Source organism: Marinomonas pollencensis (assembly GCF_003387375.1).
Classification (GTDB): Bacteria; Pseudomonadota; Gammaproteobacteria; order Pseudomonadales; family Marinomonadaceae; genus Marinomonas; species Marinomonas pollencensis.
This window is the reverse complement of sequence record NZ_QUNG01000010.1, coordinates 26162-39714: the sequence shown is the minus strand read 5'-3', so window position 1 is coordinate 39714 and position 13553 is coordinate 26162. Positions and strand designations below refer to the sequence as shown.

The 13553-nt window shown below is 38.7% G+C and carries 17 protein-coding genes; 14 read left to right on the top strand and 3 right to left on the bottom strand.

What is annotated here, in order from left to right; genetic code table 11:
* The first annotated feature begins 7 nt into the window (after positions 1-7).
* The 13 genes from DFP81_RS13580 to DFP81_RS13525 all read left to right on the top strand — a co-directional run bounded on the left by DFP81_RS13580 (position 8) and on the right by DFP81_RS13525 (position 9569).
* The gene (locus DFP81_RS13580; RefSeq protein ID WP_115898443.1) at positions 8-565 is read left to right on the top strand and encodes a hypothetical protein; all 558 of its coding nucleotides are present in this window, start codon (positions 8-10) and stop codon (positions 563-565) included.
* Positions 566-680: 115 nt separating this feature from the next.
* Positions 681-1439: a protein-tyrosine phosphatase family protein gene (locus DFP81_RS13575; RefSeq protein WP_115898442.1), complete on the top strand. Its 759-nt coding sequence runs from the start codon at positions 681-683 to the stop codon at positions 1437-1439.
* 88 nt (positions 1440-1527) lie between these two features.
* On the top strand, positions 1528-2211 hold the full coding sequence (locus tag DFP81_RS13570) for a hypothetical protein (protein ID WP_115898441.1): 684 nt from the start codon (positions 1528-1530) through the stop codon (positions 2209-2211).
* Positions 2212-2327: 116 nt separating this feature from the next.
* Positions 2328-2552 carry a hypothetical protein gene (locus DFP81_RS13565; protein ID WP_115898440.1) on the top strand — a complete coding sequence of 75 codons (225 nt, stop codon included), beginning with the start codon at positions 2328-2330 and terminating at the stop codon, positions 2550-2552.
* Between the two features lie 103 nt (positions 2553-2655).
* The gene (locus DFP81_RS13560) at positions 2656-3033 is read left to right on the top strand and encodes an HNH endonuclease (RefSeq protein WP_115898439.1); all 378 of its coding nucleotides are present in this window, start codon (positions 2656-2658) and stop codon (positions 3031-3033) included.
* Positions 3034-3144: 111 nt separating this feature from the next.
* The gene (locus DFP81_RS13555) at positions 3145-4086 is read left to right on the top strand and encodes a PD-(D/E)XK nuclease family protein (protein ID WP_115898438.1); all 942 of its coding nucleotides are present in this window, start codon (positions 3145-3147) and stop codon (positions 4084-4086) included.
* A gap of 218 nt (positions 4087-4304) precedes the next feature.
* Positions 4305-4445, top strand: a complete 141-nt coding sequence (locus DFP81_RS18245) for a hypothetical protein (protein WP_181903096.1) — start codon at positions 4305-4307, stop codon at positions 4443-4445.
* A 324-nt stretch (positions 4446-4769) separates the two neighbouring features.
* Positions 4770-4934, top strand: a complete 165-nt coding sequence (locus DFP81_RS18365) for a hypothetical protein (protein ID WP_220342976.1) — start codon at positions 4770-4772, stop codon at positions 4932-4934.
* Entirely contained in the window at positions 4927-6537 is a 1611-nt protein-coding gene (locus DFP81_RS13545; protein ID WP_220342975.1) for a hypothetical protein, read from the top strand. The genes DFP81_RS18365 and DFP81_RS13545 overlap by 8 nt, the downstream gene beginning before the upstream one ends.
* A gap of 117 nt (positions 6538-6654) precedes the next feature.
* Entirely contained in the window at positions 6655-7650 is a 996-nt protein-coding gene (locus DFP81_RS13540) for an AAA family ATPase (RefSeq protein ID WP_115898436.1), read from the top strand.
* A gap of 104 nt (positions 7651-7754) precedes the next feature.
* Entirely contained in the window at positions 7755-8597 is an 843-nt protein-coding gene (locus tag DFP81_RS13535; protein WP_115898435.1) for a hypothetical protein, read from the top strand.
* Between the two features lie 2 nt (positions 8598-8599).
* Complete coding sequence (locus tag DFP81_RS13530; protein ID WP_115898434.1) at positions 8600-9079, top strand: hypothetical protein; 480 nt, start codon at positions 8600-8602, stop codon at positions 9077-9079.
* Between the two features lie 85 nt (positions 9080-9164).
* On the top strand, positions 9165-9569 hold the full coding sequence (locus DFP81_RS13525; RefSeq protein ID WP_115898433.1) for a GNAT family N-acetyltransferase: 405 nt from the start codon (positions 9165-9167) through the stop codon (positions 9567-9569).
* 170 nt (positions 9570-9739) lie between these two features.
* On the opposite strand, the gene DFP81_RS13520 is transcribed toward DFP81_RS13525, so the two are convergent.
* The 3 genes from DFP81_RS13520 to DFP81_RS13510 all read right to left on the bottom strand — a co-directional run bounded on the left by DFP81_RS13520 (position 9740) and on the right by DFP81_RS13510 (position 12783).
* A complete protein-coding gene (locus DFP81_RS13520; protein WP_115898432.1) occupies positions 9740-10663 on the bottom strand; it encodes a nucleotidyl transferase AbiEii/AbiGii toxin family protein in 924 nt (307 codons plus the stop codon).
* Positions 10650-11054 (bottom strand): DUF6088 family protein, encoded by a 405-nt coding sequence (locus DFP81_RS13515; RefSeq protein WP_115898431.1) that lies wholly within the window; start codon positions 11052-11054, stop codon positions 10650-10652. Before DFP81_RS13515 ends, DFP81_RS13520 begins: the two co-directional genes overlap by 14 nt.
* 841 nt (positions 11055-11895) lie before the next feature.
* Entirely contained in the window at positions 11896-12783 is an 888-nt protein-coding gene (locus DFP81_RS13510) for a LysR family transcriptional regulator (protein ID WP_115898430.1), read from the bottom strand.
* A 133-nt stretch (positions 12784-12916) separates the two neighbouring features.
* Here DFP81_RS13510 and DFP81_RS13505 point away from each other — a divergent pair, with 133 nt between their 5' ends.
* Positions 12917-13519 (top strand): short chain dehydrogenase, encoded by a 603-nt coding sequence (locus tag DFP81_RS13505; RefSeq protein ID WP_245959168.1) that lies wholly within the window; start codon positions 12917-12919, stop codon positions 13517-13519.
* The last annotated feature ends 34 nt before the right edge of the window (positions 13520-13553 follow it).

The window sequence follows — 13553 nt, the reverse complement described above, 5'->3', positions numbered from 1 at the left end:
GAGTTTTATGCACGAACATCGAGGTGACATTGTTAATTCATTGGTTCACTTGACTAGAGAGAAAGAAGATAATTCTGCTCTCGAAGTTTTATGTCAAATTTTAAGTGATGGTGAATTAATCGGAAGTCGTAAAAAGGGCTTTATAAAAGGCCCTAATTCTGCTGTGTGTTTTACAGAAACACCACTCTCATCGTTAAAACATTTCGCTACTAAGTCGGAGCAGAAGGAAGATGCTAGATATCGTTTTTATGGTATTGCTCTTAATAAAGAAGGTGCTTTTAAACTAGGTGCTAGACCTGTAATTTATTTGCCTGACAACGAAGGAGACTGGATCCCGAAAGAGCAAAAATGGCGACATGTGCGTTATGAATACGACAAAGTTGATTGGACTCATGAAAGAGAGTGGCGCAAAAAAGGTAACCTTGATCTTACTAAACTTGTAGGAATATATATTATTTGTTGGCACTCAAATGAAATTGAACAAATTAAAAAGTCCATGAGTAAAGAAGTAGCTAAAAAAGTGCGTGGTTTTTTACCAATGCTTCATTTAAATATGATGCTGTAGCCATTTAACAAGAACTTTAAACGGAACTAAAACAGTTGGTTAGGTTTCGCTTCACATTATAACCAACTATTTTAGTCCGCTTAAGTGAGGCGTTAGCACTCTTAAGGAGCACTGAGTGATCTCAAAGAAAGAGCTAAAAGAACTAGTAATTGCTCTTGGTAAAAAATATTTGTTCCCAGACTTTACCAACAAGCTCACGTGGTTTGTTGTTACAGTTGGTGGAACAATTATTCTGACCCCAACTGCTTTTAAGCAGATATTTTACAACTGGCTGGTTGCAACATTTAACTTGAATTCTGGGGTGCAATTCACGTTTGCAGAGCTAGAATCAAGCACAGCTGACTATACTTTAGGCTTTTCTCTCATCGCATTAGCATTAATCCATAACGTCGCAAACAGATACTTTATTTATAAAACCGGTTACATCGCAGCAACCGAAGCAAAGGAGCTAGAGGCAGTAGATCGTGCGTTGTTTGAAAGATTTCTCGCAGAGTTTCCCTCTAACTCAAGATCGGCGGTTCTTTTAAAAGAGCATGACTTCGGTAACTCCTACCATGACAACAATACCGACGAGATTGATCGCTTCGTAGACACATGGAATACCGCAGAGACAGAGTTTTTGGATCAGGAGCTTGAGGCTGCTCGCAAAGAGCTATATCAGAAAATGCATGAATTTATATATAGGCTAGCCCAAAGCTCTGGGTATATTCACACTGGCCCTATGCTGTCCGCTGTTCCCGATGCCTACCGGGGAGCCTGGGATTGGCCTGAACATGTCGATTTACAAATTAAAGAACTTAATGAGAAAAGCACCGAGTGTTATAACCTTCATCAGCAGTTCGTCATGCTTGGGCGGCGTAGGCTAAAGTGCTAACAAGGCGCTGCTGTCGGACAAATTTTCCGTTGCGCTTCAAATTTGCCGCAGAGCGCGGCGTTAGAGCACCAAGCAGGGAGAGAAAGGATTGAACTTATTATTTTGGTCAGGGATAGCGTTCACGCTGATTGCACCGGTGGTAATCGGCATACAATTCGATGACCAGTCGACAAGCTGGGTAGCGGCTTTATGTGGCGCGTTCGTAACTTTTATGGCTAGGATTGGCGATTTGGCTGAGCTTTCGCTTGGGCCTGTGAAGGCAAGAATGAAAGAGCAGATAGAAAAGGCGGCCGCAACAATAGATCAGCTAAGGCAGGTTGCCACCACAACATCGGAAGCTACGCTCACTGACCTCATGGCAGGTAGTTTTATGGGTGGAATGTCGCTGAAGAAGAGGCTGGAACTACACGACAACATTATTGACGCATTAAAGGGCATAGGTGCATCCGAGGCTCAGTTAGAGCTTGCAGAAAAAGATTGGAAAAAAGGCATATCGATAATCTATCAGCGTGCAATTCGCAATGCTGTAGAGGAAAGGCCTGACCCCAACAAAATCAACGTAAATGCATCTGATGAGCAAAAGAAAGCAGATAAGGAAATAAATGACCTGATGAATTTTGAACGTTGGGAGTGTCCTTCTCCAAGCCAGATACGATCGGTATTAAAAAAATATCAAATAGAATCACCATCGGCTGAAAAATGGATATCCGATTACGAGTTCTTTTTAGAAACTAATGTTATCAGAAACAGAGCAGGTTTTGAGCAGGTATAGCTCTAACAAGCGCAGGCAAGCCGACGGCTTTTCCGTTCCGCCTGCGGCTCCACTACTAAGCCGCGGTTGCTGCGGGCGTTATACGTCTCTCTATATGAGCATTGAGGATCTTAAATATGAATTTAGAACAATTTTTAACTTTGCCAGAAGAACATGATCTATCAGCTGATTCAGTACAAAAGTTAAACCAAGATCTTTCATCTAAAACTATAAGTGATATTCCTTTTGAGAAAAGATCTATCGTTAATGAGTATTTGGTAAACGTCTTAATTATGGAGGCAGTTGAACCCGTTATTAAAGGTAAACTTGAAGCTCTATTAATTGAATTACAAAACGCATAACAAGAGTTTTCAAGTTGAAAAATTACAGCGGGCCATCGCTTCGCGATAATATCCCACCGTACTTTTCAACTTAAAACGGCGTTAGCTTACAAAAGGAGTTTGTATGAATAAAGTTATTGAAGCACTCGTTAATACTGGTCAATGGGGTGAGAATGATGTAATCCTCGGAATTAGAGCGGGATTTAAATGTGAGTATTGCGATAAAGATTTATTAGCCACTGTGGATAATTATAAGGAGTGGCAAAAAGATCATATTATTCCTTTATCTAAAGGTGGTGAGAATATTAATGAAAATATTGCCATATCCTGTAAAACTTGTAATGTGAACATCAAAGGGCGTTGGAATCCTGCTGATGAATCTACTTCAGAGAACCCTACTCGACAAGAGTTAATTACCATAGTTCGAGAATACGGCATTAGACGAAGAACCCAAATGTTAAGTGATGTATGTTTGTTCAGAAAAATCGTGTTCACAAAGTAAGCTAACAAGAGCTTCAAACGGAAAAAATACAGTTGGCTGTTTTCACTCCGTTCAACATTTTAGCCAACTATATTTTCCCGCTTAAGTAAGCGTTAGGTTTATCAGGAAGTCATGAATATATTTCAAGTATTGAGTCAAGGAAAATCAAGGCTGCATGAACCAAGCATGTCAGCAATGCTCGGTTATCTATTGGATAGCAACAAAGATCACGGCTTAAGTGATTCTGTAATCAGAAAGCTTCTGCAAACAATTGATGACGAGAGATTTAAAGAGATAACATCATCGGGTTTTATAGATTCGCAAGTTTCGCTTGAAGAGCCATATCAACTGAATGGAAAGAGAAAAGATATAGATATACAGATAATATTGCTCAATAACGACAAAAAGGAATGCCATAGAATTATTATAGAGAACAAAATTAAAACTGGCGCTGCTAATCCAAAACAGCTTGATGAATATTATCAGGCAATTCTCGCCGATGAGCCAAGTATCAAAGAGCTCACTATTATTTTTCTCACTCCAAAGGTCAGTAATAGCCAGCTATCTGCTGAATTCAATAATTTGGAACTACGGAAAAAAGGACACGGAAAATATTGGATTCATTGGAGTTCAGGTGATAATTGCATATCAAAAATACTTCAAGAATTACTAGAGTTGGAAGTTGCTGGGAAAATTAACCCTATTAATGAATACATGCGTCATACTTTAAAAGCATTTATTCGTCATAGCTCTCTAACTACAGAGCCCTCAACTCAGAAAACCATGAGAGCCGGTGAAGATATTGGCGAGATACTTGAAGAAACCGCAATTACAACGAAAAGCGGTGAATACCGAGTTGTAAAAAGAGATAGCACTCAGATTCAAGTATTTAATATTGAGACTGGGGATAAAGAAGTGGCTCGTTACATTCTTGCTGAATATATTGATGAAAATAATATCGGTATTCAGCACGAAAAATACAATACACGAACAATCGGCAAGAAATTTTTCGAGTGGAGAAAACAAAATCTAACAAAAAGCTTCAGCGGACGCGCTAAAAGCGCGCGCCGCTGAGCTTGGCGTTAGATTTCCAAGAAGTACATACCGAGTGTTGGTATTTTTCCTAGGCGCAGGTGCTTCAATAGAGTGTGGGATGCCGCTTGTTTGGCCATTTACAGCTACATTTCGCGAAAATGTTTTAAAAAGAATCGATACAAATCTTTTCAATTTTTCAGATAGTGCTTCTAATGGGACAGGCACCTTAAGTCCCCAGTGTTTTCGGTGTTCTTAGCATGCCTGTCCTGATAAATCCTGGTCCTGATAAATCCTGCCCTGCTTGTGGCGAAAGTACTGTGATGTATCTTGGCGATGTATCTGCGAGTAAGGAGATAGAGCGGGTTCGCATCATGCTGTCATTGGACAATGGCAGTTAGCGTTAGCGAGATCAGAGAATAAAAACAGATCAGGTCATAAGGTCTAAGGTAATCACTTGCCTATCTGGTCAAATCACGCTACAAAAGGGCACGTAAAGAACCAACATAGCGGCGATCAAAGACGATCTGAAGCGGCATAGTCCAAACAATCTTTGGTATTAAGCGAGTTATTTAACAGGGACGTCCCACCATGAAAAAAGCAAATCCCCTATATAGCACGCAGCCGTTCAACAGTGGGTTATAGCCGCAGCTACGCTGCCGTATAACCCTTAATTGTTAGGGCTGTTTCGCTAGTTTAGTCATACATAGAAGGATTTTAGTAAAATGATTAACGACTTAAGTCTAAGCAAGAATGTTCAGTTTTATAAGCTGAATAAAGCACTTACCAAAAAATCTATCGAAGATACATTTAAAGAGATCTCTCAAGAGCGTGTGGGAAATTACCTTTTAAACGACCATAAAAAAAAACCATACAACGGCATTGGGTAATCAAGTTATATATTCTATTGTTTCATATAAGATAGAAGCAGAGCCCTCGTTTTTAGAAGGCACTTCGATTAAAGAACAAAAGTACGCTTATTTGTTATTAATAGAGTGTGATGACGCCTTAGCTATTTTGAAGAAATATGTAGATTCACCTGAGAAAATTTTTTCTTCTTTTATAGATGAGTTTGATTATGAAAAATTCTGTCATTTTCATGGTGATAAAAAACCTGAGTATGAAAGAGTTACCATGAAAAATATGAGCATATCAAATGCGGTAATTAGATCCCGTTCATTAGAAGCTAAAAGTTTGAATGGTATTGTCTCATCTAATTCATCTAGCCGATCAATTCCAAGCAACTTCAGAATGAAAGTTGGAGCAGACTCATACACACTAACACCAAGTACTTCTAGAGTTAGTCATAGAGATAAAAAATCTGCATTTGATGGATTAGTCGACTGGGTTGTTGAGATTAAAGAGGAAATCAAGGCAACCACCAATCAAAGTGAGTTTCTTCGTAATTTTGCTTCTCCGATTTGCTTAAAGGATATTATAGGTTTAGGTCATAAAATCGTGGCTATTCTGATAGATTTGACTGAAATAGAAAATAAGTTTTTAAATGGTGTAGCTGTTTTAACTAAGGCTGATGGTAGCCAATTAAATGGGGGAGAAATCAATAGGTTTTTTAATCAATTAAAATCTCCAATTTTAGTCGATGGTAATTTAATGAAAGTGAAAGGAACCACTTTATCGGGCAAAGTATCATACTCAAAAAAACTAATTACAATTAGAAATAAACTCCTTGATAGTATTTCCGTGACTGAAAATGGTTCTGATACTTATTCGATAGGTAGTTATATAAATAAAGAAAAGCCTTTTTCTGCTGTTTTCGACTCACCAAATTATTCATATTATTCAAAGTCATGTTTTGAAGATAAACACTTAGTTAATAACATTCAGTCGATACTTAATATTTTTGATGATAGTTATAACTTTACTGGTATAGCTAGCGAAAAAGAGAAACCGCATACAGTCAATTTAACTAGGTTTCCTGCCAATTCACTATTTAGGAAAGTGGAAGATCAATATTGTGTTTCTCACAATATTGTTATCTGTGATGACATGAATGACGAATGGGCTGATCATATTGCTATAGATAGCAATAGCGCTATTCCGTCTATCTCTTTTATTCATTCTAAATTTATTAAGAAAGATACATATGGTGCTAGTGCTTTTCATGACGTTGTTGCTCAAGCATTAAAAAACATTGGCCGAACACAAGCAGAAAAGCAACTATTTAAGAATAAATATGATAATGAGTGGCACAAGAATTATGAAAACACAAATATTAGTAGGGTCACTGGTGCCAATAATTGGCAAGATTTAGAAGTAGCTCTAGATGCTGTAAATCAAAACCCTAACTCTATAAAGAAAATTGTACTTGCAACACCTTTTTTGAGTAAGGCTAAATTGGCTGGTGAATTAAACAAATTAGCTTTGGGTCAAAAATGTAAGCCTCACTATGTGCAGTTAATTTGGCTTATAAATACGTTTATAAGTTCATGTAAAGATTTTGGAGTTCAAGCTCACATACTGTGTAAACCATAGCCCTAACAAGTCAATTCAGCAGGACAAAAAACAGTTGGTTTTGCTCCTGAGTCGCTAATTATAACCAACTATTTTTTGCCTCTGATTGAGGCGTTATGAGTCAAAAGGAGAGCTCGATTGAATGAGACTATAGAAAAAAATCGGTCTAGCGAAGAGCGTCGTTTCAGACTTCGATTAGTACTTATTTTTACGCCAACGATTATTGGCATTCTAGTTTGGATTAACGCTGAATTAATATCAGGACTATTATACTTAAACATCAGGTTTGTATTAGGAGTCGCTGCATATTTAATAGCGGCTGGAGCCGCTTACTTTCTAATGGTTTATTTGAAAGGTGGCATAAAGGTTCCGATAGTTGATCGGATGGCAAATAAAATGAAGCCATCATGGGAATCGCAAGACTCTAATTCTTCTATAGTCCAAGAGGATTTGGATGAACTAAAAAGGAAAATTACGGAAGTATCTTACGCACAAATTCAATTGGAAGAAGGGCAGCAAGAGGCGTTGATAAATGAATTAAAAAATACAATAAGCTGTGATCTGGCCGCAGAATTAGAAAAAGAATATTCCAGTGCAGCTTTAACAACGGCTCAAATGAGACAGGCCAAGGATAATTACCGAAAATCGATAGATAGGTTGTCCAAGGAAATTGAAACTCTCACAAGGCGAGCAAATTTAAATTTGGTTATTGGTGTTCTAACCACATCGATTGCAGTCGGGTTGCTTACATATATGGTTTTAGGAACAGATGCAAAACTCGAATCTTTAACCGGTATCCTTTCTTATTATATACCTAGGGTGACAGTGGTTATATTTATTGAGGTCTTCTCATTTTTCTTTCTAAAAATGTACAAATCCAACCTGACTGAAATAAAATACTATCAAAAGGAAATTACAAATATATCTACCCAGCAAATAGTGTATGAGAGTGCAGTATTGTCAAACGAGAATGGTGCCTTATCGTCGTTTGTTAGAGCAGCTTTGAATCAAAGCGAGGAAACTGGAACCGAACAATCTAAAGCTGATACAGTTGACCAAATTGAGCACTTGTCAAAGGTTGTGCAAGAAACATCTAAAATTATTTCTAATCTGTCCAAGAGTTCGAAAAAGTGATTCATAACAAGGCGTTCAAAATCGCCTACGGCTCGGACTGCGAAAAGCGCAGCCGTTTAACGCGGCGTTAAACGTAAAACATACATGGGAGTAAACATCCAAAAATGGATTTTTATCTACTACAGGTTTCATTACTTCCAAGAAATGATGAAATCTTCAAAGAAGAAGAGCTTAAAAGAGATATTCGACATTTTGAAAAGGCATTAGATTCATCATCTGAACTTTTTGAAAGCTACTCTCTCAAGGTTAGAATCTATGATTCTGATTCAGGAGTAATGGCTGGAGTCGTTTCGAAGAAGTCAGAAGTGCATTTGCACGATCGAGAGTTTAAATCACACCAAGAAGATAATTTTCCTCCAGTATTATGGATTTGGGATAGGTATGAGCAAGTCATTTTGGTAGAAAGAAAAACTAATGTTTTTTCTAGTGCTAAATCTGCAGCTAAAGCTTTCGATCAGATAGGCAACAATATTTACCTTGCTGAACAGAAGCTAAGAGCCCATATTTTCCCAAAACTGACTGATAATAGTTTTTGGGACTCATATGATTTGTTACAATATATCACTACAGTAGAGTTTGATTTGGCTACTCCCAATTTATTTGGTAGTACAAAAGAAGAGTTGGGTGGTTTTCTGAAAGACATATCCAATGAAACCAATGCATCTGAGTTTAAGCCTGTATTCAAGAACAAAGATGGTTTTCTTAATCTAAGAAATTCAAAATGGGTAAACATACTCGTTGATTGGGCTAAGGATGGTGGTGGAAGTTGGTCTATCTGGGGGAAACGAAATGATAATGAGAAAACAAAGAAACTTGAGAGTAGAAAAACAGCAAAAATATTAACAGTGGATGGAAATATTTCAGAGGTTGAACTCGATGGTTACTCTGCAGACGATGTTAAAGATATTCTTGAAGTAATTCGTGAACAATATACTTTCAGGAGATAGCAGTGAGATATGTAATAGGCTTCTCATCAATTTTTATAGTTTCACTGCTGCTATCATCGAGTGCCAATGAATCATACAAAGTTCTAGAAAGTGCTCTTAGCGGCGTTCTTGGAGCATTATTGGGTGGCATTATCTCTGCAATATCAATAATCTTCGGCTTGCTAACTACACGAAGCGAAAAGCTTCAAACATTTGCATCTAGTAATGGTAGGTTTTTGTCTTTTGTAAAAGGGTTAAAGCTAGATGCCTATATTTTACTTGGATGCACTTTCTTAGCAGTATTTCTTCCATACTTACGAAATATTGATATAGTATTTCTTCAATATCCTACATGGCAGCTTATGCCGTCAAAGAACATGCTTTTCACGACAGCTGAAATAATGGTTGTTATTTTGTCTTTCGTGGTAATAGCAGAAATAATATCGGTACTCTTTAGGGTTTTTGAAATAGCATTGGTAAAAGAAAATGTCCCCAAAGATTAAGCATCGTGCATTTACGTTTAACAAGTCAATCAAGAGGGACGCCTACGGCACCCCTTATTGAGGCGTTATGTGGTTAAGAGGAAACATGAAAATTTCACTATTAGCGGATCATTCGTATGAAGCTCCTAAAATAGCTAAGTGGTACTACGATGAGTGGGCTAGGGTTGCTCCAAATGTCACCGAAGAAAAAGTACTCGAAAAAGTTATCGAGAAATCAGTTAATCGAAACTCGATCCCTTTGTCGCTAGTTGCCCACCTTGATAGTGAACTTATTGGTGTCATCGAACTAAAGATTCGCGAAAACAAGAACTATCCGGAATATGAATATTGGGTAGGTGGCGTGTTCACTAACCAGGATTATAGGCGCAAGGGAGTTGCTCATGCGTTGCTAGAATCAGCGAAAAATAAAGCTATAAACATGGGTATAAGAACACTGTATTTGCAATGTGAGAGCTTTAACATTGATCTTTATTTAAATCATGAACATTAAAGTGCCACCCACAGTTAAAACCCAGTCATAGCGGGCCTTTCGGACTAAGGAAGCATTTTCTTTAAAATTCTAAAGAGCTATTAACGACTAAATGTTCTGCGATTAAAAGGTTTTGAATATGGATGATGACTCCTCGTCTGTTATTCAGTAGGCCAACCAACCGAACATTCCTAAATTATCAAAGAGTTCGCTTCAATATGATCTAGCACTTGGTTTGTGAGCGTTGAAAATACGGTGAGTGCGTCTTCCCATGAAACGGGGGGTTCTGCGTAGACCATGGGACTGACGTAGTTGTTGTAGCGTTCAGAAAATTTTCTGTCATCAATCAATCGTTGGTGTTGGTTTCCATAACGTTCGACATCTATTTTGATTGCTTTTGCGACTAATGAACTGAGCTGGTCGGTGCTTGAGGGTTGGGTAAGTTGGATGTGATAGGTGTCGTAGATGTGCCTAATGAGTGTCTCGTCATCTGTCCGTTCGATGTTTCTAGCGACACTGGCTGTTCTTCGTATCATTGATAGGAGCTTTTCTGCTTGAGTATCAATGATGGCAGAACAAGGAAACTCGTCAATTTCAATACCGGATTGCGTTACTTCGGCGAAGATGGATTGAATCGATCTAGTTTCTGGTTTGCTTAAAAGGTCTGATTCTATAAATTCTAATTTGATAAAGGGGCGCAAACAGGGAATTTGTTGGTATTGTTGGGGGTAGCGGATATCAAAGGCGAAGTATCTATATTTGTCCGAAATTGTAGGTGTTCCTTCGATTGAGAAAAGGGCGCAGCTTTCAATCAAAGACTCAATAAGACTCTTCACGTCTTTACGAGCACTTCTTCTGGCATTTTGTGATGACTGATGTGAAAACGATTGTTTTGGTATTAGCTTCAAGTCAATGTCTTCAGACATTCGATAGGTTTTGACTGTCGATTTAGCCAATGCAGTACCGCCAGAAAAAACAATCTGATGATATTCCAGTTCAATGGAAGAAATAAGGTGTAGTAGCTGAACAACGTAGTAATCTTTTTCGACAATGGCGGGATTACCAAGACCAATGGCGTCGGCAACATCAACAAAAAGTGAGCTATCGATCGTCATTGATGCCCTGTTTTCCTATCGAAATTTTACGGGTAAAGCGCGGGTTGTTGAGAATTATTTTGATGTTGGCTGGAATTTGAGTACTTTCCCCAGAGATATTCAAACTGGATAGGTTATCTAGTTTGTAATCGACACCAAGCCTTTCCATCGCTTCAATTAATACACCATCTGCGCCAGAAGTATTGTCAGGCATAGGTTTCCCTGTGATTCTATTTTGTCTGATTCGGGTGTAAAGACCATAACCAATTTTCATTAATAAGCCGTCTTTAACAAGGTTTCTAAGGCCACGTCCGACTTGGTCGTATTCGGCAATGTCTTTAAAATCAGAGCGCAGAAAGACAGAGCGCTTAGAGCGTTTTACTCTTGTTTTTATCCTGTCTTGAATTGTCATCTTAGCCCCCGTATTTATTGGTTATATAGTATGCAAAAATACGACAATTTACAAATGCAAAAATACGACAATTTCAGGGCTGATATTTGAAAGAATTAAAGTGCCACCCACCTTTAACACCCAGTCATAGCGGGCTTTTTTGGACTAAGGGCTCATTCCCCTTTAAAATTTCTGGCGTTACATCTATCAAGGGCATTCTAAGACAGGCATGTTTAAAAGCCGTGGAAATGTATTTAAGGACTGCAAAGAGCAAAAAATATTTGTAGGCTGCAAAACAATGGGGAAGAAAGTAGCAACTGACTGGACAGGCACCTAAAGAGCCCAGTATTTCCACGGCTTCTAGCGCTTTCTTGATCAGTTAAGTCAGATCAGAGTTTAATCAAACCAACTCTGGTCTGTTTCTTTCTAAATCACCTCTCAACTTAATCGTTTTTAACGCCCCATTCGCTTTATCTAGTTCACTTGATGAGATCCGGCAATACCGTATATGGTTTGTAGGATTTGAAGGATAATTGGGGGCTGACCCTGAGGAAACCCCATGAATTTCACGTCAAGATACTCGATGCTTCACTCAGTGTTTTTGTACGTTGTATGATTCCTTCTCGCCATTGCTTCGCTGTGATTTTTAAATTTACTGATATGGCTCGTTTTCCTAAATATGGATCCCTCAGGATCTGACTTCTTTTTCTCAAAGCAGCGGGCGCGGCTGAATGAACTGCTAAGACAGTTATTACGAGAGTTCGAGCCTAACTGAATAGTGGAAGTGTGAGGCTAACAAAACGCTCCACCTGACAGCTATTCCGCTGCGCTCCATAACGGCAGGTGAGCTTAGCGTTAGCACTTAATCAATTTCATTAAAAGCACTGACGAAATAATCAATCAAAGCCCTTGATGTTTTACTCATGAGTTTACTTGAAGGGTATATAATGCTTACGGGTAATGGCTCTGTGGCAAATTCACTTAAAACCTCAGTTAAGTTATTCGTTGCTAAATCCATTTTTACATATTGCTCTGGCAGCATCGCTACACCCATGCCTTCTCTTGCTAATGCTAAAATACATAAGGAATCATTAGCTTCCAGACTACCTTTGATTTTAAACGATTTTTGTTTTCCATTAACCTTATATGTCCAGCGTCTCGGAGTGGCTGTCGCCATATTGACAAGGCAGTTGTGTTCACTAAGCGCAGAGGGCGTGTCCAAAATTGCACTTCTTTTCAAATAAGCTTCGCTGGCAACCGTTTTAAATGAAACCTCACCTAACATGCGTGCATGAAAGTTGGAGTCTGATAATTTTCCGCCACGGATAGCCATATCAAAACCTTCCTCGATAATATCTACCATTCGGTTCATCAGTACTAATGAAATTTTTACATCAGGGTGTTGCTTGTTAAAGGATGAAATGATTTGAGGAACATGTTGCTGGCCTAGCATGATTGGCGCTGAAATCTTTACGTGCCCTGTTAATCGTTCATCGACTGAATTCAGCTCTTTTAGGTCATTCACCTGTCTTGAGATCGCCGTCATTTTTGACAAATAAGTTCTACCTTCATCTGTCAGGTGCAAAGAGCGCGTGGTTCGGTTGATCAAGCGTACACCCAACCAGCTTTCCAACTCTGTAATTTGTCGGCTCACCGCTGATGGCACAAGATTTAATTGCTCAGCAGCTTTGCTGAAGCTCTTGTCTTCAACGACCTGTTGAAAGGTCTGTATAGACTTCAGGATATCCATAAAAGGCTCGCTCCATTTGTTGATTGTTCTTAATTTATCACAAGTAAATTCTAATTAGTGATATTTATTCATTTCGATGCGCTCGCTATGATGTTTCCAAGTTAACAAACAGACTAAACACATAGAGGACTAAATGATGAAAATTGTATTGATTGGCGCAACTGGAACGATTGGTAAAGCGGTTGCAAATGCGCTAGAGCAGCATGAGTTGATTCAAGTTGGGTATAAAGGCGGAGACTATCAGGTCAACATAGAAAGTCGCGATTCTATCTCTGCGCTGTTTGATCAGATTGGAGAGGTTGATGCCATTGTTTCTACAGCGGGTGCAGTCGCTTTTTCTCCGGTTAAAGATTTAACTTATGACCAATTCAAACTATCGCTTGATAACAAATTAATGGGACAACTTAACCTTTTTCAAATAGGCCAAAAATACGTACGAGAAGGTGGGAGTATCACACTATCATCCGGCGTTCTGGCACAGCATCCAATGGAAGGTGGTGCGGCAGTCAGTCTTGTTAATGCTGCTTTGGATTCATTTGCAAAAGCCGCAGCATTTGAACTGGGTGACAGTTTGCGGGTTAACACGGTAAGTCCACATTTTGTTAAAGAGACTATGGAAGCGATGGGTATGGATAGTACTGGCGGTATCTCAGCAGCTGATACCGCTAAGGCTTATAAGCATGCCGTATCAAGCAAGGAAACAGGTCAGGCTTTTGATGTAGCAAGTTACCTTTAAATCGCCATCGATAATCATTAAACAATCAGGAGAT

Bases quoted from the DNA above. Each gene is read 5' to 3' on its own strand.
- DFP81_RS13580 (WP_115898443.1), top strand. From the start codon at position 8: ATGCACGAACATCGAGGTGACATTGTTAATTCATTGGTTCACTTGACT.
- DFP81_RS13565 (WP_115898440.1), top strand. From the start codon at position 2,328: ATGAATTTAGAACAATTTTTAACTTTGCCAGAAGAACATGATCTATCA.
- DFP81_RS13560 (WP_115898439.1), top strand. From the start codon at position 2,656: ATGAATAAAGTTATTGAAGCACTCGTTAATACTGGTCAATGGGGTGAG.
- DFP81_RS13555 (WP_115898438.1), top strand. From the start codon at position 3,145: ATGAATATATTTCAAGTATTGAGTCAAGGAAAATCAAGGCTGCATGAA.
- DFP81_RS18245 (WP_181903096.1), top strand. From the start codon at position 4,305: ATGCCTGTCCTGATAAATCCTGGTCCTGATAAATCCTGCCCTGCTTGT.
- DFP81_RS18365 (WP_220342976.1), top strand. From the start codon at position 4,770: ATGATTAACGACTTAAGTCTAAGCAAGAATGTTCAGTTTTATAAGCTG.
- DFP81_RS13535 (WP_115898435.1), top strand. From the start codon at position 7,755: ATGGATTTTTATCTACTACAGGTTTCATTACTTCCAAGAAATGATGAA.
- DFP81_RS13525 (WP_115898433.1), top strand. From the start codon at position 9,165: ATGAAAATTTCACTATTAGCGGATCATTCGTATGAAGCTCCTAAAATA.
- DFP81_RS13520 (WP_115898432.1), bottom strand. From the start codon at position 10,663: ATGACGATCGATAGCTCACTTTTTGTTGATGTTGCCGACGCCATTGGT.
- DFP81_RS13515 (WP_115898431.1), bottom strand. From the start codon at position 11,054: ATGACAATTCAAGACAGGATAAAAACAAGAGTAAAACGCTCTAAGCGC.
- DFP81_RS13510 (WP_115898430.1), bottom strand. From the start codon at position 12,783: ATGGATATCCTGAAGTCTATACAGACCTTTCAACAGGTCGTTGAAGAC.
- DFP81_RS13505 (WP_245959168.1), top strand. From the start codon at position 12,917: ATGATGAAAATTGTATTGATTGGCGCAACTGGAACGATTGGTAAAGCG.